Consider the following 23192-nt stretch of genomic DNA (forward strand, 5'->3'; position numbering starts at 1 on the left):
CGCATAGCAGCGGCAGACGTCACCGCCCGACGGGAACGCCATTTCCACGCACTGGAAGTGGCGGACGGACTGGATCAGAGCTTCATCCGGGGTGTGCAGATGCGCGTCGCGGACCTGGACGAGCAGATCCGCGCCAAGCAAGCCGAGATCAAGACACTTCGGCAGAGGGCCCCAGCTCACAGGGCCCCGCGCTCGTCGACTCCTCGCCGACTGGAACCCGCGAGATCACCGCGCCCGAGATTCCCTCCGCCGGAGAATGATCGAGGCCTTCCGGCTGCAAATGCACTATGACAAGCGCGCCAACCGCGTCCGCTGCCGTGTAGTGCTGGCCGGTGACACCGTCGACGCAACGGCCCGCATCGCCAGTGAGGCCCTGCGGGCGGGGCGGTCGGACGGGTCTTCTGTCCCCATCTGTGTTGTGCACCCAACGAGCCACAACGCGAAAACCGATGTGCTGATCGAGGGCCCGCCGATCAGTCTCTTGCCGGTGCACGCGAAAGCGCGGCGCGCGGGTTACTGTGCGGCCCCGGAGTCGCCGCCGAGCGGATCGTAGTTCGATGGTGGTCTGGGTATCCGGGTCCGGGCTGAGTGCCCTGTCTAGCGGCGGCGGTCTCGCCTCCGCTTCTTCTCGCTGTGTCTGGTCCGGGCTGACTTGCTGCTCGTGTGCTGTCCGCCGCGCGGTGAGAGGGGACGGGGCAATCGCGCCGCGGACTCCTGCAGCTTGGAAAGTGCCGTCTGGTCGGGGTGGGGTGCGGCCAAGGCGGCTTCGACGGCTGTTTGGAAGTCGGGCCCCTGCGCGAGCATCGCTTCTGCGAAGCCGTCGGGTCCGGTGGCCTCCAGTAGTTGGAGCATGCCTTCAGCGACCATGACCAGGGCTTCGGTGTCAGTCAGGTCGGCGAGGGAGAGCAGACCGCGTTGGACGAGGGTGCCGATGGCGTACGGAGCCAGGCGGGGGTCGGTGCGCAGGGAGCGGACGAGGCGTTTGCCCTCCGGTTCGGGGAGCGCCGTCAGGAGGGTGTTGAGCATGGCTTGGGCGCGGCTGCGGAAAGGCATGTTCCGTACCGCGTCGAGGAGGTGGGGGTAGGCGGAGTCTTCGCCGCCGTGGGCTTGGAGCCAGGTGGTCAGCTCGGCGCGGGCGGAGTCGGTGTCGTAGTGCTCGGCCAGGACGCCGAGCAGACCGGCCGCGGGGGCGTCGGCGAGTTCTCCGACCAGGGGTGCGTCGCGGCCCTCGGCCAGCAGCCGGGCGCGCATGGCCCATGTGCCCAGGGCGGTCAGGCTGATCAACTCCGTGGGTGCGTCGGTGAGTTCGTCGGAGGTGAAGACCGGGGCCGGTGGCTGGTCCCCGAGCAAGGCGGCGAGTTCGGCGGGCATGCCGGGCGGTAGCGCGGGGGCGCGGCTGGGGACCGGCATGTCCAGGTACTCGTGGGCGGCTGTGCCACGGGTACGGTCGATGGCGCCGAAATCCTCCAGTACGTCCAGGACATGGCGCAGGTCGCGATGCGCGTGGTCGAACCAGGTCTGGTGGGCTTCATCGCCGAGCTGGAAGCGGACGCGGTGGCTGTGGTCGACGCTGTCGCGCAGCCGGGGCCAGGGCATGGGGTGGGGCAGGCTGTAGAGGGTGGCCAGGATGTCGGGAAGCACGTCCTCGTACGTATCGAAGAGCATCGATTCGACATGCCAGCCGCTCTTCGCCCCGAGCAGCGGCCGACGCATGGCGAACAGCGCGTCGAAGGTGCGCCGCCACAGGGCGAGAGGGTCCTTCAGGTCCCTGGTGGCCTTGGCGACTGCGTACAGGCGGCCCTTGGTGACCCGGACCACCCTCGCGGCCTTGGCCAGTTCGAAGACCAGGGACAGGCGCGGCAGGTCATCGCCGGAACGCAGGGCCTTGGGCAGAGCGTCACCGGTGGCCAGAAGGTCCACGAGTTCGCGCGCGTCGGCGGTCTTCAGTCGGCCCGTCGCTGTGACAGCTCGCCCCTGCTTGCCCGCCCACTCGGCGAGCTGCCTGACCTGAGTGAGCAGTGCGATGTGCCTGGCTTGGGCGCGTAGGGTCTGTGCGGACGGCAGGATGACGGGCAGTTGCGGCTCGGAGCGTTGGCCGTCGGCCGGGCCCTCGGTGATGTGCCGCTGGGCGATGACACGTAGCGCGTCCTCGTCGTGCGGCTGCTCTCCGGCGTGGACGCGCTCGACGAACCCGTCCAGCGCCGACTGGTTGCTCAGGTCGATGCCGTGTTCGGCGGCGAGCGTTATCCAGAACTTGGCCGGTCCGAAGAGGGAGCGGTCGGCCATCGCTGCCGGGTATTCGTGCGCGGCCGCATCCACGGAGACGAGCTGTTCCTCGAGGCCGGGCCCACGCGGATCGGCGAGCTGCGTGGCGTGTAGGAAGCGCAGCAGCCACCGCACGGCTCCCGGCGCGTCGGGCAGCTGTTCGCCGGGCAGCACGGTCACCGCGCGCGGCGCCCAGTTCAGCAGGAATTCTTCGATGTGGCGTGGCTCCCACAGGCCTAGGCGCCCGTCCCGGGTCCCGGAGTGCCGGTAGTCCAAAGCCACCGCCACCGCGAACGCGTCCAGCTCCTCCCGCGGCCCGCCCTGCAGCGCGGCCCATCGCTCCAGCCGCTCCACGAGCAGGTCGCGCCCTGCCTCGTACTCGTCGTCATCGGCGAAGTTGTAGAACATACGCATCGGGATACTGCGGCTCCTTCGGCGGCTACCTCTTCACCGTACCGGTCCGTCGGCCCCGTGAACCCGGCGGCTGAGCCGGCTGGTTCGAGGCCGGCTCAGCCCGCCGGGGCCGTGGCGGACCTGCGCGGGTTGCGCTACGGGCGGCGACAGGCGGTGAATCGTGTGTCGCACGGTGAAGACCGAGGTGCTGACCGAGCAGCAGCTGGAGGGGGCTGTCACCGATTCCGTGGCAGCGGAACCCGGCGCTCCCGCTTGATGGCGCAAGCCTCCTCCCGGCTACTCGGGCGCTGGTGCTTGCTTCTCGGTCGTACTCGGTTCAGATCTGGGCGTAGTAGTGGTACTGCCCCGGGCCGCAGGTCTCCTCCAGTTTTCGGACGATCGCCGGCGCGTCGTCGTACGGGCCAGCGATGTAGAACGGTGTGCCTTCCCGGCCGTAGCTGATCGCGGGCAGTCCGGGTGGGGGGGTTCCGAGGTGGGTGGCGGCCTCGTCGAAGCCCGGGGCGGGTCCGAAGCCCACAGCACGTGCGTAGGCGACGGCTCCGTGGACGATCTGCTGTGCCTGCTGTATCCCGATCGTCAGGGGCGGGTGGTCGAAGGCGGAGTAATAGGTACGGACATGGGCGTCCACCGAGCCGGAGCCCATGACCTCGGGGCCGATGACATTTTTGACACCCAGGCAGTACACATCCACCAGGAACCCGCATACGGTCACCTTGCTGGCTCGTTCCTGACGGGCGATGAGGATCTGTGCGAAGCCGCCCGTGCCCGGCTGGTCCTGGGCGCCGAGCGGATCGGCGGCCACCCACTGCGGGGCGGCGGACATGCCAAGACCACTGGTCCACCCCGCATTGACCCAGCACCCCACCACGGCTCGACGGTCCGGCGCGAGGTCTGCCTGCTCGGCCTGGGCCACCTGCCGTACCAACGCGCCCGCCCGGGAAGAGGACACACCGAGCGCACGGGCGATCTGCTTTGGTCCACTGCCTCGCTGCCGCAACTCCCGCACCCTGGCGAGCAGCTCGTGGTCTTCACGCATCCCGCCATTGTGCCCGGCGCTTCACGTATCGGGCCGCCACACACTCGCAGGGCGTACTGGAAACTGCCGCGGCACCACGTCACCCTCAGTGATCGCGCTCACGTGGCCGGGGCGCCGAGAACAGCGCTCTACGGACAATCGAGGGTGTTCCGGTGCCGTGACGTAGACGTGGGAGATGTACTTCATCTCGACGAACAGGTGGCAGGACGGCGGACCCGTGGCGACGCAGCTCGAAGGTGTTCCCCTGACCGTGATCGTGCCGCCCGTGAAGCCGAGCAGGGCGAAACGGTTGGCTCCCTGGCCCCCGTAGCGAACTCCGCTGGCTGACGGCGCCGCAGCCTGAGCCTGCTGCTTGCCCCGCATTCCTGGCTTGCTGCCCTGGGTGGCCACGGAGCGCACGCCCGTCCCTGGGACGCTCAGCGTCGTCTGGGTGCGGCCGTCCGCCCGCTTGGTGATCCTCACCCCTCGGCACGCCGACCGAGGTGCTGATGCCGCTCTTAGGAGCTGTTGTCCGGAACAGTCCGATCTTCTTCGACTCCCTGAACTGGAGGCCCATAATCGCTCCTCTCTCGCAGGTGCTTGATGGTTTAACGAACCCCGGCTCGGCCCCCAGGGGGGTTCGCGTGGTTCATGCCGACTGATTCCGAGCCTCGGCGAGGCGGTCGCGCGCCGTGGACTTCGGCAGCTTGAACCGGTCCCTGACCGCGGTGAGCGTGGTCCGCTCGTACCCAAGCTCGTTGAACAGGTTCAGAACCTGTTCAACGAGAAATGCGCGGTCCACGGGTGTGAAGCGGGGGTCCCGTCGAGTTGGCGCTCCAGCATGGCGAGTTGGTGCCGCAGCACCAGGATCTCTACGTCCTTCTCCCGACACTCACCGGCAGCAGTCGCAGCGCGGCGAAGGCGTTCGTCATCGCCGGATAAGCCAAGCGGAGCAGCGCAGTCGATCATCAGGCCTGGCCGTGCCGACCGCCGGTGAATTGCCCGCCGATCCGCCCTCTCGCATGCATGGATGGATGGCCTTCTCGGCTCCCACAACGGCGCATCGGCGCACTTCGGTGCCTAATGAGGACATGAAGAACACATGGACTGAAGTACAGCAATTCCGACGCGGCAAGGGCTCGCGCACCCAGCCTGTCGTGCTCGCCGCTCCGGACTTCGTGCCGCTGAGCGCCGAACAGGAACGGCAGGCGGTCGCCGCTCTAGCGGACCTGTTGGCTGGCTGGTCGGCCAAGCGCCCGGCTCCGCCGGAACAAGATCGCGCTGCGACGCGGCCTGGATCACGCGCTGAGCAGCCGCCGGAGGGAGGGAATTTCGCTTACTGACAAGTAAAGAAGTGGGCCGGGAAGATCAGAAACCTTGACTTCCTGCAGGTCAGGGCAGCGATTGCGGCCCTGCCTCAGGAAGGGTGCCCCCGGCGGGAGCAGCAGAACATGGGAAGTCGGGTCGGTGCGGACGCGGGGCGGGATGTTGGTGGTGACGGCGGCCGTCTCGTTCTGAACCCGGCGTACAGCTCGGCTTGTCTGCCGCTTGGGCCCTGACCTGGGCGTTTGGCCTGGTCAGGGCCCTTGGGCTGTCTGCCGGACTTCCCGGGATTTGCTGCGGGTTCTCGGGCGTGCCGACGGGAGTGTGCACGGGGTGTACGGGACGGGGCGCCGTCGGGGGGCACGGTAGGGGCGGACGGGCGCCTTGCTGGCTGGGGCCGCCTGCCCGGAGCGGCTGTGTCCGAAGGAGCAGTGGATGGGCTGGCCCAACACAACAAAGCCGGATCATCGCGTGGTAGAGCGGGGTCGCTGGCCGCTACTGCGACGGTGTCGTTCTGAATTTGGAGTCCGTCGGGTGGTCGGGGACTCTGTGCAGGTTCGAGCCCCTTGGTCCGGCCAGGGCCTTGGTCGGCGGAGTTCGAGTGGGTGTTGGGTGACGGCGCACGCCTCGTGTCTGGGACCATGGCGCATCCGCCGTTCGCCTGGGAACTAGACTCTGGGCTTCATATTCGGTCGTGTGGTCCCTGGCTCACCCGTTGCGGCGACGCTTCTGTGGTGCTGGTGGATCTCTCGGTGAGGTCCTGGCACGATCGGCGATGCATGTTGATCGTTCTCCTGTTCGATCAAATTGGTTCGGCGGTTGCACCGCCAGAGGTGCACGCGCCAGCGCAATGCGCTGGCGCGTGCTGAGGAGGGGTTGCTGTGACGGTGCAGGACCGCGTATACACCTCGGTCGAGATCTGCGCCGGCGCGGGAGGGCAGGCGGTCGGGCTCGACGCAGCAGGCTTCCGGCACCTGGCTCTGATTGAGATCGACCCGGATGCGTGCCAGACCCTCCGGGACAACATCGGGAAGCTGGGTGGACGCGAAGGGGACGTACACCAGCGGGACCTCAAGCTGTTCACCAGGAAGCGTAAGGGCAAGCGGCCCGAGCAGTTCACTATCGCCGACCTCGGCTTGAAGCGGGGGGAAGTGGACCTCCTGGCTGGTGGCGTTCCCTGTCCGCCTTTCTCTGTGGCCGGGCAGCAGCTCGGGCAGGACGACGAGCGTGATCTGTTCCCTGTGATGCTTGAAATGGTCGACGCTCTCGACCCCAAGGCTGTGATGATCGAGAACGTCCGCGGCCTTCTGGAGCCCAAGCACAAGTTCGCCGCCTACAGGGCGAAAATCGAGGCCAAGCTATCGCGAATGGGATACACCAAGCGTGATTGGAAGGTCCTGGAAGCCAAGAATTTCGGGGTCCCTCAGCTGCGCCCTAGGGCCATCCTCGTGGCTGTGAAAGGGCGGTACGCTCCCTATTTCGACGAACTTCCTGAAAGTAATGGGGCTGCCTTTCCCACGGTGGCCGACGCGCTCCGGGATTCAATGAAGGAACGCTACGACGCTCTTCGTGGGACCGAGTTTGCAGAGAGAGCCGCAGAATGCTACGAGCGGTGGTTGGAGTACGAGGGAGCTCGCAAGGCTGCCGCTCCCACGCTGGTTGGCGGCTCTAAGAAGCACGGCGGTGCGGATCTCGGCCCGACCAGGGCCAAGCGAGCGTGGAAAGACTTGGGAGTCAACGCTCTCGGCGTGGCCGACGAGGACCCCATGGTGAAACCCGGCCGACACCTCTTGAGTGAAGACGGCCCGATGCTTACCGTGCCGCAGGCTGCGATAATCCAGGGATTCCCCGAGGATTGGAAATTCTCCGGGCGTAAGACGGCCGCCTACCGGCAGGTCGGGAACGCCTTCCCGCCCCCCGTGGCCGAAGCAGTCGGTAAGATGATCATCGATGTTCTTAAGCAGGCCGACAAGGGCGCTGCACCCCCGGCCCCGCGCTGTGAAAGCGATGAGCCCGTCTCAGCCCCGGTGTACGAGCAGCCCGCACTCCTTGCGCTTTGAGACCGCGTCCTTGACCGCTTCAGCACATTCCTCTGCTGGCTGGTGCTCCCAGAAGCGCAGCACCAGCCAGCCTGCCTCGGCAAGTCGAATATCGGTGTCCTTGTCGCGCTGCATGTTCCGGCCGATCTTCTGGCGCCAGTAGTCCGGATTCGTCTTGGGAGGCACGAAGTGCTGCGGGCATCCGTGCCAGAAGCACCCGTCCACGAACACGGCAACACGCACTCGGCGGAAGACGAGATCTGCGGTGCGGCGCATACCGGGCAGAGGCTTCGCAGCGACCCGGTAGCGGAGGCCCGACGCGTGGACGAGCGAACGCAGGGCAAGCTCCGGGGATGTGTCGCGGTTGCGATTGCCGAGCATACTGCGGCGGTTGGCGGCTGAGGAGGCCCAAGAGCCGACGGGTGGTTCCCAGTCAGAAGAGTGCACCATCGCTAGCCTCCCGTGTTCCACTCCACTGTTCCCCTCCCGCCTGGCCTGGGCGGGCCTCCGGGATGGCGGGGCGCGCGCCTCGGTCTGCGGCAGGAAGGGCGACCCAGTCGCCAGGCCCGAGATCGTATCCATGCGCAGCTGCTGTTACGCGCTGGTCCTGCCACTTCCCGCAGAGCAGGAGCAGCCCCTGGGCCTCCGCCCTCTCGCGGATGGCGCGGGCCCTTCGTATCGGGTCCTGCCGGCCGGCGCATACGGTCAGTATTACGCTGCGAGGGATGACGATTCCCGGAAGGTAGCCGAACAGCATCAGGAGGCGCGCCTCCTGGCCCCGATCCTCGGCGAGCACGGCGTTGGCTTGCTCCTCTGTGAGGAGCGAGAGCGGATTCACGGGGAGCGGCGTCCACTCGTAGAGCGGGACTGCCCATTGCTCACGGGCGTCGGCAGCAATCCCTCGTTTGCCGTCGTTGTTACTCCCGCGGTAGAGCCACGAGGTATGGGTGCGGACCAGCCAACTGCGGTGGCGGTTCTTCTTCAGCTGGATCTGAGTGCAGATACAGAGGTGGCAGTGCGCCTCCGCAGGGATTGCCCAATTGTCCCCGACAGTGGCCTTCAGGTCCACGGGGGTATCGTTGATCAAGATGTCGAGCGGCTTGGCCTTCTTCCAACCGAATACCCTCTGGACTTCGTACTCGAGCTTGGCTCCCACCGAGGCTCGCTCGCCCGGGTGGACCTTCGGCGACAGGAGGTTGAAGCGCGAGGTTCGGGCCCCGTCCAGGACGTAGTCCACCGATGATCTGATCGCCTCCGTGAAGCCGTCGGCCAGGCATGGAGTGGCGATCGCGCGCAGGACGCCTTGGAGGTCCTCGTCGTCGGTCGGAGCCTGCAAGATTCGGCCCGGCGACTTGCACGCAGGGTTCTCACAGACGGTGCCAAGTGGCTGTAGTACGAGTCTGCCCACGACGGGGGGCTCCGCATCTCTCGACTTTTGGACTGGAAGGCAACGCTAGCTGTGACGGACGATGCAAAGAGCCGAGTTGCGGCAACGGCTCGCGCCTGAACGGCCGCGCAGGCCGGAACGGAAAGGGGGCTCAGAAACGGATCAGGTCTCCTCCCTGCCACGTTGGCAGAGATGCGCATGCTCCGGGTGGCACGTCATCCCTGGACCCCACACCGCCAGCGACGTGACCGGTCAGGCACCGTCCGAACGGCGCCGCCGATACTGAGCGAGCGCCAGGAGCTACCACTTCAGGCGACGTTCCATCAGCTAAGGCTCTCATCGCATGGCAGACAGTCAGCTCCCTGCACTCAAAACGCGACCTGACCTTGAGGTCTCGTAGAGATGTGTCAGAACTAGGGGTGGCCTGACACAGATTCTGATGGTTCCTGGACCCGGGTGAGCACGGATCAGGCCCGTCCTCATGCCTGGTTCGCGGACATGCCGAGCGCCAACCCCAGCAGCAATTCCGCCTCGGCGTGCCTTCGCAGCACGTTGAGCTCGTAGAGTACCCGCAGGACATCGCGGTCAGAGCGGTTGGCTGCGCTTTTGGCGATCATGCCGACGGCCTCGAATAGGCTTCGGTCTGCGCAGGCCGCGATCGCGGCGGCCGTCTCGTCCGGAGGTGCTTCTGCGCCGGCATGGTGAAGAAGGCCAACCGCTCCTTCCAAGTCGCCGGCAGCGAGACAAGCCTCCACGACGGCGATGGACGGCGACCGAACATCGGCGAGCTGTTGCCGGTCCCCCCTCGGAGGGGGGACCGGCAATGACGGCACGTCCGCCGCGCGCGGATTCCGAACGGAGGTGCTGGTCGGCTCCTTCCCTGCCTGCGCCCGCTCGTAAGGCGCAGCAGCCCCACAAGCCGGGCAGGTCGGAGGCTTGATCGGCGGTGGCGGCGTGAGTGCTTCCCAGATCTTGTTCAGCTCGTCCCAGGGGAGGACCGCAATGCCCGCGGCCTCTGCCTTTACAGATGCGAGGCCGTGAAGTGCCTGCAGCAGGCCGATGCTGGGCGGGCGCTTCCGCTTGCCATTGGCGAGGTCGGAGAGCACGGACTTGCTCCGAAAGACCTGCCTATCCAAGCGGTCGCTGATCTTCCCGTAGGACTCGCCAATGGCCATGACCAGGTTCCGGACGGCCTCAGCCAGAGCACGCCACTCCGCAGGGAGGAGCGGGGGGAGCGGCTTGAACTGGTGCAGCTGGGGCAAGTTGACCTCCCCATCGGCTAGTTGACAGGTATAGAGACGATTCTGGCGCCTTCCTAGCGGAGTTGGAGGCTCATTACCTGTTCCGAGTTTCCCGGTACCACAAGTGGGACACCATTGCCCTTCCGTCTTCTCAAGCGATTGCGGTTTGGTTGTTGCTGGACAGAAGGCCCGCTCCCGGTGAGACCAGACCGGGGTTGGCACTCGTCTGGGGCCCGTTGCCGATGAGAGAGGTGGACCGTGCGCATGGACATGCCGTCCTGGAGGGATCCGAAGCTAGGCACTATGAAGCGTGCTGCACTGTGGCTGGTGCAGGAGGTGGGTGTCGGGGGACTGTTCACCAAGGGGCAACTGCGCGAAGCCTTCCTGGGGACGTCGCAGATCGACCGACGGATGCGCGACCTGCGTGACTTCGGTTGGCGTATCGACACCAACCGCGAGGATCCGACTCTCGAGGCTCACGAGCAGCGCTTCGTGGAACAGGGCGCACCGGTCTGGGAGCCAGGCAAGGCAACCAAGTCCACTCAGACGTTCACGGCCGCACAGAGGCATGCGCTACTCACTCGCGACGGGCACAAGTGCCGCTCGTGCGGGATTGGTCCCGGCGAGCAGTACCCCGGCACCTACATTGCATCCCAGCTCGACATCGCCCGTCGCGAGGTGCGGCTCCCCTCCGGCGCGACCGAGGTGCAGGCAGTAATTGAGTGCAACCGCTGTCGGGTGGGCGGCCGCAATCTGACCGCCGATCTTGGCGACGTGCTTTCCCGCATCGGAAGGCTGTCGGCGATCGAGCGAAAGATGCTGTACGCGTGGGTCGAGCAGGACGCTCGTGGTTTCAGTGAAGTCGAGGATATCTGGGCGGCTTACAGGACGCTGCCGGCGGACGCCCGCGACCAAGTCCGGGCCGTACTTAGGTGACCCATTCGCGACCATCGTCCTACGGGGAGAGGCCCGGCTCGGCCGTCTCCGCCCACGCTCGCACTCGTCGGCCTGTCTAGGAGATTGCGCAGATGTTCACTGATTTCGGCCTACCGCCGACCGCCGTTGAGAACCGGAGGCTCGTCGAACAGCGTTTGAAGGAGCTCAAGGAGGCCGAGGGCGTGACGGAGACGCTGAGAGTCGAATGGCGGGGGGCTCCGCTCCACATAGAGGTCATCGACATGCCCGTGGATGCCCTGCTCTACAACCCGGGCACCCACCGTATCCGCGCACAGCGCAGCTACGACTCGGCACGAGATCTGTGCCTCCAGCAGGATGCCTGGAGCGTCGAGAGCCAGGATTACCTGCACTATCTGCTCCAGGCCCGGCCTTCCGAACCGGAGCGGCGTGACCCGGACTTCGACACCCTCAAGGAGAGCTTGCGTGAGCACCGCCAGAGCGAACCGGGCCTGATCACCCGTGAGGGGATCCTGGTCAACGGCAACACTCGGCGTGCGGCGCTGAAAGAGCTCGGGGTCACGAGCATGCGGGTAGGCGTGCTCCCCACGTCCTGCACCTGGGACGATGTCAACGCAGTTGAGTTGTCCCTCCAATTGCGTCCGGACAAGCGGCGGGACTACTCGTACATCAACCAGTTGATGGCCGTAGAGGAGCAGGTCCAGATCGGCCGCGAACTCTCCGAGATCGCGAAGGTCTTTCACACCACGGTTCCCGCGCTGGAGCGCGACATGTGGATTCTGGCGCAGCTGCGGGAACTGATCTCACGCAGCCGGAACAGCAACTTCGAACTCCGGCTTATGGACTTGGAGAGGTCGCAGGAGAAGCTGGCCGAGCTCTACCGCGCCTACAAAAAAGAGAGGAACAGGGAGCGAGCGGATCTCCTCAAGGAGGCGCGGCTGGCCGCCATTGTGCTCGACTTCGCCAAGACGGACGTCCGGTTCATCGAACCGGACTTCCATGCCCAGTACTTGGAGCGACTGCTCCCCGAGTCGCTAAAGCCAAGTGGAGGCGCAGCACCCGCGGCGGTCGTAATCCCTGGCCTTAACCGGACTGTGCAGACCGCTGGTGCCAAGGTCTCCGCTGCCCGTTCGCTGACTGACACGCTGCTCAAAGCCAAGGCTGTCGAGGTTGCCGGCGGCAAGGCAGCGCCTGCCGATTTGAACGCCGCTTCCAAGGTCATCGGTTCGCTTCAGGAAGCCTTCAACGAGGCCATCACTGTGGCCGGCCGCGACGTCCGTCTGAAGAAGAAGCGCCAGGCAGCTCCGGACCGAGTCAGCGACGCGTGCAAGGCATTGGAGCAAGCCATCACAGACCTGGTACTAGCGCGCAGCACCAGCAGTCTGGACGAGGGCGCATTCGACGATGCACTCATCCAGCTCCGCACCGTTATGGGGAAGCTCGCCATTGAAGCGCAGCGGAGCATCGAGCCTCCAGGCGACGGCCTGGCCTGGATGATCGAGGCGGCTTCCGCAGAGCAGGTGCGGGCATGACGGCCACCACGGAGCGCCCGTCTCTCCAGCTCGGCTTCGATGTAACGCGCACAAGGGTGGTGCTGCGGACACAGTCGGCCTTCCAGAGTGACTTCGCCCAGTTGGCTGCCCGCATTGCCACGGGCAGCCAACGCGGCTCTCTGATGGCCGAGATCGACCTCGATGACTTCCTGGTCGGCTTGGGTGAGTTGGGCAGCTGGCAGCACCCCGGGGTCCAATGGGAGGAAGCGCTCGTGGCGCTGGTCAACGGTGTTCTGGATGACGCCGACGCCGCGCAGCGCAGCCTCGATGGTTACGTGTCCGCGCTGCCCGACGGTGCCGATCACCAAGACGTCGTCAGTCTTTTCGGCGACGACTGGACGGCAGACCTCACCTCGTTCCAGCTGCGGGATATCGCCCGGTTGCTCTCGCTCCGGCACGGCGCGAACTTCAGCGTGCCCGGTGCCGGCAAGACGCGGGTGGGCCTCGCGGTGTTCGCTGCATCGCGCGTGCGTGGGGAAGCCCGGCGCCTGTTGGTAGTGGGTCCGAAGTCCGCCTATGAGTCGTGGCTGTACGAGAGCACCGCCTGCTTCAAGGCGCCCTTGCGCGCAGTAGTGATGGGGCCTTCCCCCGAGCCGGGCGCCGAGGTGCTCATTGTGAACTACGAACGACTGGATCGATCGCTGACGGGGCTTGCCTCATGGCTCCGCGCGGCGCCTTCGATGGTGATTCTGGACGAGGCTCACCGGATGAAGCTCGGGGCCAATGGAACCTACGGTTCGGCGTGCCTAGCCCTGGGCCCACTGGCTGCGCGTCGGTTGATCCTGACCGGCACTCCGGCCCCCAACGGGGCACGGGACCTTGAGAACTTGCTGTCCTTCGTGTGGCCCGGCCACGGGAAGCGGGTGGTCACGGACGCGGTGGCAGGCGGCGATCTCGCCTACGCCAGCGAGGTGTTGCGTCCGCTATTCACGCGAACGACGAAGAAGGAGCTCGGACTGCCGCCGTTTGAGCCTAAGGTTCGTCACGTGGAAATGCCGCCGATCCACCGGGAGATCTATGAGACTCTGAAGGGTAACTTTTCTGCACGTGCCGAGGCGTCGCGGGGGGATTTCGAGGCGTTCGGGAAGTCCATGCTCCGGTTGCTTATGGCGGCCACGAGTCCCGCGCTGCTCGTCGAGGGGACGACCCGGTACGAGCCTTTGTCCTACCGGGTGCCGCCCCTTGAGGCGTCACCGGACGACTCGCTGTATGCGCTGCTTCGAGACCTACCCAGCTATGAGCTCTCCCCGAAGTACCATGAGACACTGAAGATCGTCTCTGACAACGCCGCTCTCGGCCGTAAAACGTTGGTGTGGACCACTTTCGTCCGAAGCCTCATCACCCTTCAGCAACTGCTTGCGCCCTATCAGCCAGCTGCGGTCCACGGCGGCACCGCTGAACGGGAAGAGGAGCTGCGGCGCTTCCGTGAAGACCCCGACTGTCTGGTCCTGCTGTCCAATCCGGCTACCCTCGGCGAGGGAATCAGTCTCCACCATGTCTGCCATGATGCGGTGTACGTGGACCGCGACTTCATGGCTGGGCGATTCTTGCAGAGCATGGACCGCATCCATCGCCTCGGCCTTGCGCCGGGTACGCAGACCAGGGTCACAGTCCTGGTAGCAGCCGGGACTGTAGACGAGGTTGTGGCAATGCGACTGGAGCAGAAACTTGAGTTCATGGGCCGTATCTTGGACGACCCGTCCGTCCAGCAACTCGCTGATCTAGTTGAGGAGCCTTCCGCGGCCGCTGGCATGGATTTGGCAGATGTGCGCGCGCTTCTTAAACATATCGATGTTGGCAGCGGCCCGGGGGCTGACGACCTGAACGCCAGATAGCGTCACTTTGAGCCCTTGAGGTAGGCGCCGAGGTTTGTTCACCGCAGGGAAGGCTTTGTCTTACTCGAGGTCGCCTATACACACGCTATCAAGCCCTGACTGTGCGAGCTGTCCACCGCTCAAGTCCCGCCAGTCGTACTGCTGCAGAGCTACCCACGCACTGTGTCCGGCAACAAAGTCAGGGCAAGCAAGCAAAGAAAGACGGGCAACGAGGGCCGGTGACGGTCTGTTGCCGAGTCAACTATGGCTCGCCTCAGCCTTCGACACCTATACGCGCTGCTTCGTCAAGCATGACATGTTCGACTGGTAGTCCTGCCCGATGCGCTTCGTCGACAAGCGCGGCCAGCTCGTCAGGTGTGAACTGGGACTCCCAACTCTTCGCGCCGCTTTTGGTGAGCCCCCCGCCGGTCTCCATCACCTTGATCACCTTCGCCCTGGCCGCCGCATTGTGCTGCACAAGGCGACGGATCTCTTCCACGCCGTTCACCTCACCGCCGAGGAACCAGCAGTGACCGCCGGGCGGCGTGACAGGCGTGGCCGCCGACATGAGGCGCGGACCGGCAACCGTACCGGCGGCTATCGCCTCCGACAGGCGCAGCACCAGGTGGTCACGGTCGCCCAAGTCGCGCACAGTCGTGACGCCAATGCTCAGGAGCTGCTCCGCTCTGGTCGCCATGTCCTGGAGCAGTGCGTCGTTGTCACGGCCCTGAAGAGCGGCGACGGGGTCAGGTCTTCCGTCGCAGTCAAGGTGGACATGCGCGTCGACCAATCCTGGCAGCACGGTCGATTCAGGGAAGGCGAGGCGCTGCCCACCTAACGGTGCCTGCGCTTCGACATCAGAGCGCGGGCCCACGGCGACAATGGCGGCGCCATCGACAAGGACTGCGCCGTCCTCGAAGACTTCCCCCGCGGTACCCGTGAGGACGCGGCGAGCGTTGATCAACGTCGCAACTCCCGTTCTCCGCGAGTCGGTTAGGGCCTAGAGAGTATGGGCGTCCTTGTGGCGAGCCAGGACCCTCCCTCGGTGCCCGTCCAGCTGATCGGGCTGTCCCAACCACGTGAGCCCGCACAAGTCCACCTCCCCGGCCTGGCTGAGGCACTTGCAGAAGGCGAATGCGGTCCTGCCTGGACGCACTGCCGAGCAGCTAGCCCAACTCGGCCCCGGCGAGGCGTACGTCTGGTCGAGCTAGGTGTTCTGTCCCGGTAGGTTGTGGACGGGTGATGCAGGTCTCGGTTGAGGGACCTTGAAATGGGTGAGGGCCTTCTGGCTCGGTGTGGATTGCGACATCTACGCCGGACGACAGAAAGGCCCTCGTGCCCCACCGTAATGCACCCCTGACCGAGACCGGCCGTCTGCGTCTGGCCCGCTGCGTGGTCGACGACGGCTGGCCCCTGCGCCGGGCCGCGGAACGCTTCCAGGTCTCACCGACAACAGCCCAACGGTGGGTCCACCGCTATCGCGAACTCGGCGAGGCAGGCATGGCCGACCGCTCCAGCCGCCCTCACGCCAACCCGCGACGCACCCCCACACGAACCGAGCGCCGCATCATCAAGATCCGGATCCTGCACCGCTGGGGACCAGCCCGCATCGCAGGCAAGCTCCGCCTGGTGCCCTCTACCGTGCACCGCGTACTGACCCGCTACGGCCTGGCCCGCCTGACCCACCTCGACCGAGCCACCGGCCGGGCCATACGACGCTACGAACGCGACAGACCAGGCCAGTTGGTGCATGTGGACATCAAGAAGCTCGGCAACATCCCCGACGGCGGCGGCCACAAGGCGCTCGGCCGACAGGCAGGCCGCAAGACCCGCTCCAAAACCGGCTACAGCTACATCCACACCGCCGTCGACGACCACTCCCGCCTGGCCTACAGCGAAATCCTCGGCAACGAGAAGAAGGAGACCGCCACCGGATTCTGGCAGCGGGCCCAGGCGTTCTTCGCCCAGGCGGGAATCACTGTCGAGCGCGTCCTGACCGACAACGGCTCCTGCTACCGCTCACGCGACTGGCGCGACATGCTCGCCACGGCCGGGATCACCCACAAACGCACCCGGCCCTACCGGCCCCAGACCAACGGCAAGGTCGAACGCCTGAACCGCACCCTGCTGGAGGAATGGGCCTACGCCCGCCCCTACCGCAGCGAACAGGAACGACGCGACGCCTTCCCGCAGTGGCTGCACACCTACAATCACCACCGCGGACACACCGCGCTGGGCGGCCAACCACCCGCCAGCCGCGTCCCCAACCTCACAGGGCAATACAGCTAGGTCACCGATCCGGCATTCACCTACGGCGCCGTACGCATCCGGTGTCGGCCCCGGGTGACCAAGCACGGAGGGGGAACCAAGACCGCATCAGGCGGGCACTGGGTTGTGAGGTTGCAGAACTCGGACTCGGCCCCGCCCTGTGACTAGCGATGGCGAGTGGAGCAGTACGCGCAGGGATTGATCTCGGATCGTGGTCGCTAAGCCTACTCTACGTGATGCTCACTCGCCTGCTCAGCTGGCTCCTGCTACTCAGCCCTCACGCTGTATTGGTGTCGATCCGGTAAACGATCTTTCCCTCGAACTCGGTGAATCCGAGCGATCGGTAGAAGGCCCGTGCGTCTGGGTTGTCGTGGTCGGTCATCCACTCGACGCGGCTGCAGCCGGGTCGCGCGGCGGCGAGGTCGCGGAGCTCGTTCATGAGTTGGGCGCCGATGCCTTGTCGGCGGAGGGTGTCGCGGACATAGAGCTCTTTGAGGAAGAGGGAGTGGGAGGCGCCTGCTGCCGGCCAGAGGAATGAGTATGCGGCGAGGCCCACGAGGTCACCGGCTTCGTCCTCGACGAGGAGAGCGGATGCCAGCGGCGGTGACCCGAAGAGGGCTTCCTCCACTTGGGACCGGCGTTCTTCGAGCGGCTGGATTTCGGTCGACCCGTAGAACCGTTCGATCTCCTCGATCAGTTCGGCCACAGCGAGGATGTCCCGCTTGTCGGCGGGGCGGATCGTCACGGTCATCGGCGTCTCCTGTCGTTCTTCAGTCGCTGCACTCGCTTGCTCCAACGCGTGATCCGATGCGGGGGGTACGGCATGGCTACGGGGACGGTGCAGATGGTGCGTGCGGGTCCCAACCGTGCTGCCGCAGGGAGTTCTGGACGTGGCGTATGAGGTGCTCCAGGTCCGTGCAGTAGACGGATGGATTCCGGTAGCCATCGGTGGCGCTGAAGCGATGCGGGAGGTAGCCGCCGCCGCACACGTCCACCAGCGCGCAGTTCTGGCACTTTTCGGCGAGCGCGGTAATGCCGTATTGCCGGTGCTGCAGCTTGGGATGGCGAAGGGCTTGGTCGAAGTTGTGGTTGGCGATGTTGAGCCCTAGCTGGGAGGCGCCTTCCTCGACGGATCGTAGGGTGTCCACGCCTTCGATTGTTCCGTCGGACTCGATGACGACGCTGGTCGGTGGGGCGAGGCCGAGGGTTTCCACTGAGCCGTGTACGCCGGAGGTGAGCGCGACGATGTCTTCCAGCATCCGGACGCTGTGCCGGTGGTCGGGCCGGGCGAGCCAGGCGTCGTAGACACGGCTCATCCACAGCCCGTATTCGGGCACGGTCGGGTCGTTGCGGTGGGGCGGCTGATCGTGCGTCGCGTGAGGGAGGTTGAAGTCGATCACCGGGGGATCGAATGTTGCCAGGTAGTCGTGGACCTCGACCGGGTCGTTGGCCAGGTCCACGACGGCGAGCAGTCCGGCGAACAAGTGTGGTCGGGAGCGTAGGAGTTCGATGCCGCGTACGGCCGAGGCGGCGCTCGATCGCGAGGCATGAGTGAGCCGGTGCCGGTCGTTCGCGGCTGGCGGTCCGTCGAGGCTGACGCCCACGGCCACCTCGTACTGCTCGAAGAGGTTCAGCCACGCCGTCGTCAGGAGCGTCCCGTTGGTCTGCAGCTCGAAGCGGACCGCCGTATCCGCCGGTACCCCAGTCCGGAGAGCGCTGAGCAGGTCGGCCATGTGACGGGGACCGGCGAGCAGCGGTTCCCCACCGTGCAGCACGATATGCACCGTGCGCAGCCCGTGCGCCGCGACGTGTTCACCGATCCGTCGACCCGCTGCTCGGGCCACGTCCAGGCTCATCCGGGCGGGAAGGTGCCGCCACGCCTGGTCCGTGGAGTTGAAGACGTAGCAGTAGTCGCAATCGATGTTGCAGCGGTTCGCGACCTTGAGAATGAACGTCTGAAAGGGTGCGGTGTCTTCCAGGGGTGTCATCGAGCGGTAGCGCTCACAGTGGCCAGGGCCAGATGATCGAGGCTGCGTGGGCGCCGTCGCCGACGCGGTTCGTCGCGGCCTGCTCGGCCGCCAGCCGCTGCCGGACGCGGGCTGCGACACGGTCCAAGACCACCGTGCCCTGTGCCGGCTGAGCGGGCTCGGGGACGACGGGAGCCCAGGCGTGTGGCGCGGGAGCAGACGTGGGTGACGGCATTCAGCGCTCCTCGTGATGGGCGCACCGTGGCAGACCGGCACAGTGCGGCGGCGGTGGAGACGACAGATGAGCTGGCAACGTAACAGTCGTACCGCTCGCGGCGGCATACGGAAACCGGTCACATGCCGGGCTATCTGGCCTGTGATGCCAGCAGTCGCTCGATGTCGTCAGCCGCCGGGCCCGCGCCCAACTTCCGGTATGTGGCCAGTGCTTGACGCAGTGAGCCTGCGGCTTGAACGGACCTGTCGACCGCCCAGTCGCAGCGGCCGATGCCTTCCAGCGCCCGTGCTTCCTCCAGCGGGCAGCGGATGTCGCGGGCCAGAGTCAGCGCTCGCTCGAAGTGTCCGCGGGCGGCGGTCTGGTCACCGCAGGTGCGCAGCAGCGATCCCCAGTGGTTCAACACCTCAGCCTCGCCGTACCGGTCACCCAGCTCGCTCAGGATCTCCAGGCTGCGCTGGAACGCCTCCACAGCGCCGTCCCGGTTCCCGATGTTCCCGAGAGCCGCTCCAAGCTCGCTCAGCGAGGCGGCCTCGCCCCCGCGACTGCCCAGATCGCTATACGCGTCCAGGGCTTCTTCCAGCAGCCGGATCGCCTCCGTGGCGTTCCCGGAAACGCGCTCCAGTACCCCGAGATGACGGATACTGTTCGCCCGCCCGAACCGGTCGCCGAACTCGGTGAAGAGCTCCAGCGCCTGGGCATGAGCGTCCCGGGCACCGGCGAGATCACCGCTCAGCCGACGCACCACGCCCAACTCGTTGAATGCGTAAGCCTCGTGGTGCCGGTCGTCGAGCTCGCGGTAGATGTCCAACGCCTCGCGGTGCCGTCGGGCGGCTCGGTCGTACTCGCCCAAGCAGCAGTGCACCACGCCGAGGTCCCGCAGCGAGTTGGCCTCCCCGTACCGGTCGTTCAGCTCACGGTAGATCAACAGGGCTTCGCCCTGCGCCTCCACGGCTGCGTCGAACTGGCTTGTCTGCCGGCGCACCATGCCCAGGTCCGCGAGCGCGTTGGCTTGGCCGAGCCGGTCGCCGAGCTCACGGTAGATGGCCAGGGCCTCGCTCTGGGCTCGGGCCGCAGCCTCGTTGTCCGCGGTCAGGTACCAGACAATGCCCACCTGGTTCAGGGCATCCGCCTTTCCGCGCCGGTCGCCGACCGTCTCATACTGTGTCACCGCCTCGTTGAGTGCCTCGGTCGCCTCGGGGTAAGCGGCCATACAGCGTCGTACGACTCCGAGTTCGGCCAGCGCACCGGCGAGCGCGCGCCGGTCGCCGGTGTGCCGAGCGGCTTCGGCTGCCGCCCGATGCAGGCCGACAGCCTGGTCCCACGGGCCGGCCTGCCGCAGGAAAGGCGCCATGGCCGCAGCCAGGCGAATCACCAGGTCGTGCAGGGCGAGGCTGTTCGCCTGCCGGATGCAGGCCAAAATGTTGGGCCGCTCGTTCTCCAGCCAACTCAGCGCCGCTGTACGCGTCTTCATGGGTGGGGTCTCCACCCGCGAGGCGGCATCCAGCGCGGGCGCCGTGACCGCGTCGCCGCGGACGATGTGCGTGTTCGCGGCGGCGAGCGCGGCCAGGTAGTAGGTACACACACGTTGGACGGCCTGAACGTGGTCCATGCTGTCTCCCTCGTCGGCGAGACCGCGGGCGTAGTCGCGTAAGAGGTCGTGAAGCCGGTAGCGGCCCCCTGGGTGTTCGTCGATCAGGTGGGCGTCGTAGAGCGCGTCCAGGTGGCGACGGGCCTGCGCCACCGGAACCAAGCAGAGTGCGGCCCCGACATACGCGTCGAGGTCCGTACCAGGGTAGAAGCCGAGGAACCGGAAGAAGCGCTGACGCTCCGGCGCGAGATCCCGACAGGACAGATCGAACGTCGCGGTGACCGTACCCTCCCCGGCGCGCAGTTCCCCCAGCCGATCCCGGGCCGCCACCAGCCGCTCCCGCAGGTCCTCGGCACTCCAGGACGGATGGTGCCGCAGCCGCGCTGCCAGCAGCGACACCCCCAGCGGCAGGTATCCGCACAGCCGCACCAACTCCTCGAGCACACCCCGGTCGAGCGTGTCCGCCGACCGCCCGCTCAGCCGTACCAGCAGATCCACCGCGTGGTCCGGCGGCAGCGCATCCACCGGCAAGACCACCTCCTCCTGCGCCGCCAGCCGCCTGCGACTGGTCACCAGCACCAGACAGCCGCCGCCACCCGGAAGCAACGGCTCCAACTGCCGGTAGCTGACCGCATTGTCGAGGATGAGCAGCGCCTTCTTGTCCGCGAGCCGACTGCGCCACATCGCGGCCCGCGCCTCCGTGACCGCGCCCACGTCCTCACCGACCGGGATCTGCTGCGTCGGCACACCAGCAGCCGCCAATAACGAGGCCAGAGCCTCGTCAGCCTGCACCGGGCTGCGCCCCGACGTGTGCCCGTTGAGATTCACAAACAGCTGCCCGTCCGGAAACCGCTCCGAGAGCACATGCCCGGCGTGGACTGCGAAGGTGGTCTTCCCTACCCCCGCCATCCCGTCGATCACATGAACAGGCAGCGCCTCACCCCTCTCCTGCGAGGCGGCCACCGACACCACCAGCCGCTCCAGCTCGGCAGACCGATCAGTGAACACCACGGAGTCGCGCGGCAGCGACCGCAGCACCAGCGCGGCACCCGGAGGGCCCGCGTCAACTTTCGGCCGGGGCGACGGCTCAGCACTCAACGTGGGCCCGCGGCTCTCGGACAACGCGGTCAGTAAAGCGGTTAAACCGACTGTTGCCACGCCGAGCACGACGAACGAGAACCAGGGGTGTCTTTGGATCCAGCCCAGCCATCCGGGCCAATGAGACTGGCTGGACACCGCGTTCGTGACGAGCCCCACGAGCATTGTCGTCAGCGCGCCACCACCGGCGACGACGGCGATAGCGATGCCCCGACGAAGCCTCATGCGCGCGCCGCCACGTTGGTCACGAGCCTGTTCGTGTCCGCTTGGCCGCCGTCTACCCGAGACAGCGCACATAGATCCGATCTGACCACGAAGGCCACCCCCCAGTACGACACCTCGTCCTCCAAGCGGACCAGCCTTCGCGGGGCTTGGTCAAGGTCGACGCCGAGGCGGGCCACCCGTCGACACACCATTGCGCATGAAGGACAACGAAGCCAACCACAGGACGTCGCGCCGGATCAGCAGATCTTCAGCCTTGCCTTTCGCTTGCGGGGCGAAGATGGCGCATGAGCTGTTGCAGCGCCGCCCAACCGGAGGCAGACGGGCTCTCGCCGAGGGGGTAGTGGCTTACCCCCGCCACCACCCTGACCCGGTGGTGGCGAGCCTGGACGGACAAGGACCCGCCTGCCGAACTCCAAGCCCTGCTGGACGCGGTCAGCACCGCGCACGGCCTTGATCTCTACCGCCCGGTTTAACGAACTACCGGTAGCCAGTGTGGGCGGACGATGGCGTGGAGGAGCTCCGAAGCTGTCCGACGCGATGTGTGTGGCCCGTCGAGCTGGTTAAGATCGCTCTCGGAGCCTGCTCCGGCCGCCGCGAACGACGACCACCTGGCCTCTCAGGAGTTGACAATGGCGCTCTATGCGCGAGTCGAGAAGATGTCTGAGGACGACCAAGAAGTGCGCTATAAGTTCACAGATATCCAGGAACGTGAGCGTGTACTTGTTCTCGACAAAGTAGCCGAAGTCACCCGTCCTGAAGACGACAACGAAGATGTCCTTTATCGTGCGGTCGCCATGAAGGTGGCCGCTGCTTGGGTACGCGATGGCGTTGCCCCTGAAAGACTGCTCGTGCAGTCGTAGTTGAGTCGACAGGCCGCGCAGGGGGAGCGCAATGTGGCACCGAGGCGCAACTGGAGCACCAGGCCCTCTCCCAACCAGCGCGTCATCTTGGTAGCTCCGCGCCCTCCGTCAGGGCCCGGAGTAGCGAGGTTCCGGCTGACCTCAAGGTTGGCTGAGATGTGCCTCAAGGTGACACTGAGCTGGAATATAGACTTGATCTCTCTTGTGCCTGCGGCGAACTGAGCGCGCAGGTGGGCGAGTTGAGGCAGCACTCACACGGGGCGGGGAACCAGCGTGAAGTTCGACATGGGCAGCTCCACGCTGTCGACTTTGATCAAGGGCACCCAGGGGTCGAGTGAGGATCTGGGTTCGCTGATCAAGCAGTTGATCGCGGCGGCGCAGCCGTTGGAGGGGAAGTTCAACGGTGCGGGCAAGGCGGCGTTCGATGCGTTCAAGGCGCAGTCGGACCGGATCACGGCGGATTTGAACGGTTCGCTGGGTTCGATCTTGGGTGGGCAGAGTGGCATGAACAAGTCGTTCACTACGGGTGACACGCAGATGTCGGATGACGCGCGGTCGGCGATGGGTTCGGCGAACTTCGACGCGGCCCGGTTCTCCGGCCGCTGAGACACAGGGGGATTGGGTTCATGGGTAACGCTGATCGTCGTAGCTATGACACGGGTGCGTCCGCGGAGGCGCAGACGAATCTGGCGGGTGTGATCTCGCAGTTGGAGACGGTGATCAACGCGCGGGACCAGCAGGTGAAGGCGGCGATGGCCGACTTTCAGGCTGATGGTGTCTCGGATGAGTACCACGGCAAGGAGCAGCGGTGGCACCGTGCGGCCAACGAGGTGCGGCAGATCATCCACCTGGTGCGGTCCACGCTGGAGAAGAACGACGGCACCGCGCAGCAGACCCTGCAGCGCGCGAAGGCCTCGGTCGACGCAATCGGCTGAACCCGAGACGGTACGCGGTTCAGCAGAAACGTTACGGGGAGGGGTGAGCA

20 protein-coding genes and 1 pseudogene are annotated in these 23192 nt (G+C 66.2%); 11 read left to right on the plus strand and 10 right to left on the minus strand.

The window, feature by feature from the left end; all coding sequences use genetic code 11:
• Positions 1 to 256 precede the first annotated feature (256 nt).
• Entirely contained in the window at positions 257 to 553 is a 297-nt protein-coding gene (locus O5O46_RS33195) for a hypothetical protein (protein ID WP_269859381.1), read from the plus strand.
• Positions 554 to 597: 44 nt separating this feature from the next.
• Here O5O46_RS33195 and O5O46_RS33200 read toward each other — a convergent pair whose 3' ends face one another.
• Together O5O46_RS33200 and O5O46_RS33205 are read right to left on the minus strand one after the other, a co-directional pair.
• Complete coding sequence (locus tag O5O46_RS33200; protein WP_269859382.1) at positions 598 to 2679, minus strand: hypothetical protein; 2082 nt, start codon at positions 2677 to 2679, stop codon at positions 598 to 600.
• Positions 2680 to 2995: 316 nt separating this feature from the next.
• Entirely contained in the window at positions 2996 to 3715 is a 720-nt protein-coding gene (locus O5O46_RS33205; protein WP_269859383.1) for a hypothetical protein, read from the minus strand.
• A gap of 1070 nt (positions 3716 to 4785) precedes the next feature.
• Between O5O46_RS33205 and O5O46_RS33210 the strand changes: the two genes are divergently transcribed.
• Positions 4786 to 5037, plus strand: coding sequence for a hypothetical protein (locus tag O5O46_RS33210; protein WP_269859384.1), 252 nt, complete (start codon positions 4786 to 4788; stop codon positions 5035 to 5037).
• 861 nt (positions 5038 to 5898) lie between these two features.
• Positions 5899 to 7077, plus strand: coding sequence for a DNA cytosine methyltransferase (locus O5O46_RS33215; protein WP_269859385.1), 1179 nt, complete (start codon positions 5899 to 5901; stop codon positions 7075 to 7077).
• On the opposite strand, the gene O5O46_RS33220 is transcribed toward O5O46_RS33215, so the two are convergent.
• The 3 genes from O5O46_RS33220 to O5O46_RS33230 all read right to left on the minus strand — a co-directional run bounded on the left by O5O46_RS33220 (position 7036) and on the right by O5O46_RS33230 (position 9618).
• Complete coding sequence (locus O5O46_RS33220; protein WP_269859386.1) at positions 7036 to 7506, minus strand: very short patch repair endonuclease; 471 nt, start codon at positions 7504 to 7506, stop codon at positions 7036 to 7038. The two genes, O5O46_RS33215 and O5O46_RS33220, sit on opposite strands and share 42 nt — an antisense overlap.
• Entirely contained in the window at positions 7490 to 8464 is a 975-nt protein-coding gene (locus O5O46_RS33225) for a NaeI family type II restriction endonuclease (protein WP_269859387.1), read from the minus strand. Before O5O46_RS33225 ends, O5O46_RS33220 begins: the two co-directional genes overlap by 17 nt.
• A 458-nt stretch (positions 8465 to 8922) precedes the next feature.
• The gene (locus tag O5O46_RS33230) at positions 8923 to 9618 is read right to left on the minus strand and encodes a hypothetical protein (RefSeq protein WP_269859388.1); all 696 of its coding nucleotides are present in this window, start codon (positions 9616 to 9618) and stop codon (positions 8923 to 8925) included.
• A 330-nt stretch (positions 9619 to 9948) separates the two neighbouring features.
• On the opposite strand from O5O46_RS33230, the gene O5O46_RS33235 reads away from it, so the two are divergent.
• The 3 genes from O5O46_RS33235 to O5O46_RS33245 all read left to right on the plus strand — a co-directional run bounded on the left by O5O46_RS33235 (position 9949) and on the right by O5O46_RS33245 (position 13987).
• Positions 9949 to 10620 (plus strand): hypothetical protein, encoded by a 672-nt coding sequence (locus O5O46_RS33235; protein WP_269859389.1) that lies wholly within the window; start codon positions 9949 to 9951, stop codon positions 10618 to 10620.
• Between the two features lie 92 nt (positions 10621 to 10712).
• Positions 10713 to 12131 carry a ParB/RepB/Spo0J family partition protein gene (locus O5O46_RS33240; protein ID WP_269859390.1) on the plus strand — a complete coding sequence of 473 codons (1419 nt, stop codon included), beginning with the start codon at positions 10713 to 10715 and terminating at the stop codon, positions 12129 to 12131.
• Positions 12128 to 13987 carry a DEAD/DEAH box helicase gene (locus tag O5O46_RS33245; RefSeq protein ID WP_269859391.1) on the plus strand — a complete coding sequence of 620 codons (1860 nt, stop codon included), beginning with the start codon at positions 12128 to 12130 and terminating at the stop codon, positions 13985 to 13987. The genes O5O46_RS33240 and O5O46_RS33245 overlap by 4 nt, the downstream gene beginning before the upstream one ends.
• 253 nt (positions 13988 to 14240) lie before the next feature.
• Here O5O46_RS33245 and O5O46_RS33250 read toward each other — a convergent pair whose 3' ends face one another.
• Complete coding sequence (locus O5O46_RS33250; RefSeq protein WP_269859392.1) at positions 14241 to 14930, minus strand: amidohydrolase family protein; 690 nt, start codon at positions 14928 to 14930, stop codon at positions 14241 to 14243.
• 371 nt (positions 14931 to 15301) lie between these two features.
• On the opposite strand from O5O46_RS33250, the gene O5O46_RS33255 reads away from it, so the two are divergent.
• Entirely contained in the window at positions 15302 to 16255 is a 954-nt protein-coding gene (locus O5O46_RS33255) for an IS481 family transposase (RefSeq protein ID WP_269859393.1), read from the plus strand.
• Between the two features lie 256 nt (positions 16256 to 16511).
• Here the strand turns inward: O5O46_RS33255 and haaN are convergent, their stop codons facing one another.
• From haaN to haaT, 4 genes are all read right to left on the minus strand, one after another.
• Entirely contained in the window at positions 16512 to 16985 is a 474-nt protein-coding gene (haaN, locus tag O5O46_RS33260) for a cyclophane-containing RiPP N-acetyltransferase HaaN (RefSeq protein WP_269859394.1), read from the minus strand.
• Positions 16986 to 17061: 76 nt separating this feature from the next.
• Positions 17062 to 18222: an FxsB family cyclophane-forming radical SAM/SPASM peptide maturase gene (locus O5O46_RS33265; RefSeq protein ID WP_269859395.1), complete on the minus strand. Its 1161-nt coding sequence runs from the start codon at positions 18220 to 18222 to the stop codon at positions 17062 to 17064.
• A 13-nt stretch (positions 18223 to 18235) separates the two neighbouring features.
• The gene (gene haaA / locus O5O46_RS33270; protein ID WP_269859396.1) at positions 18236 to 18436 is read right to left on the minus strand and encodes a HaaA family cyclophane-containing RiPP peptide; all 201 of its coding nucleotides are present in this window, start codon (positions 18434 to 18436) and stop codon (positions 18236 to 18238) included.
• Between the two features lie 130 nt (positions 18437 to 18566).
• On the minus strand, positions 18567 to 21347 hold the full coding sequence (haaT, locus tag O5O46_RS33275) for a cyclophane-containing RiPP biosynthesis TPR protein HaaT (RefSeq protein WP_269859397.1): 2781 nt from the start codon (positions 21345 to 21347) through the stop codon (positions 18567 to 18569).
• Between the two features lie 304 nt (positions 21348 to 21651).
• On the opposite strand from haaT, the pseudogene O5O46_RS35730 reads away from it, so the two are divergent.
• From O5O46_RS35730 to O5O46_RS33290, 4 genes and pseudogenes are all read left to right on the plus strand, one after another.
• Positions 21652 to 21801, plus strand: a pseudogene (locus O5O46_RS35730) (IS701 family transposase); the annotation flags it as partial.
• A gap of 175 nt (positions 21802 to 21976) precedes the next feature.
• A complete protein-coding gene (locus O5O46_RS33280) occupies positions 21977 to 22207 on the plus strand; it encodes a hypothetical protein (protein ID WP_269859398.1) in 231 nt (76 codons plus the stop codon).
• Positions 22208 to 22480: 273 nt separating this feature from the next.
• Positions 22481 to 22813: a hypothetical protein gene (locus O5O46_RS33285; protein WP_269859399.1), complete on the plus strand. Its 333-nt coding sequence runs from the start codon at positions 22481 to 22483 to the stop codon at positions 22811 to 22813.
• Between the two features lie 20 nt (positions 22814 to 22833).
• On the plus strand, positions 22834 to 23142 hold the full coding sequence (locus O5O46_RS33290) for a pore-forming ESAT-6 family protein (protein WP_269859400.1): 309 nt from the start codon (positions 22834 to 22836) through the stop codon (positions 23140 to 23142).
• The last annotated feature ends 50 nt before the right edge of the window (positions 23143 to 23192 follow it).

The organism is Streptomyces sp. RPT161, assembly GCF_027533845.1.
Classification (GTDB): domain Bacteria; phylum Actinomycetota; class Actinomycetes; order Streptomycetales; family Streptomycetaceae; genus Streptantibioticus_A; species Streptantibioticus_A silvisoli_A.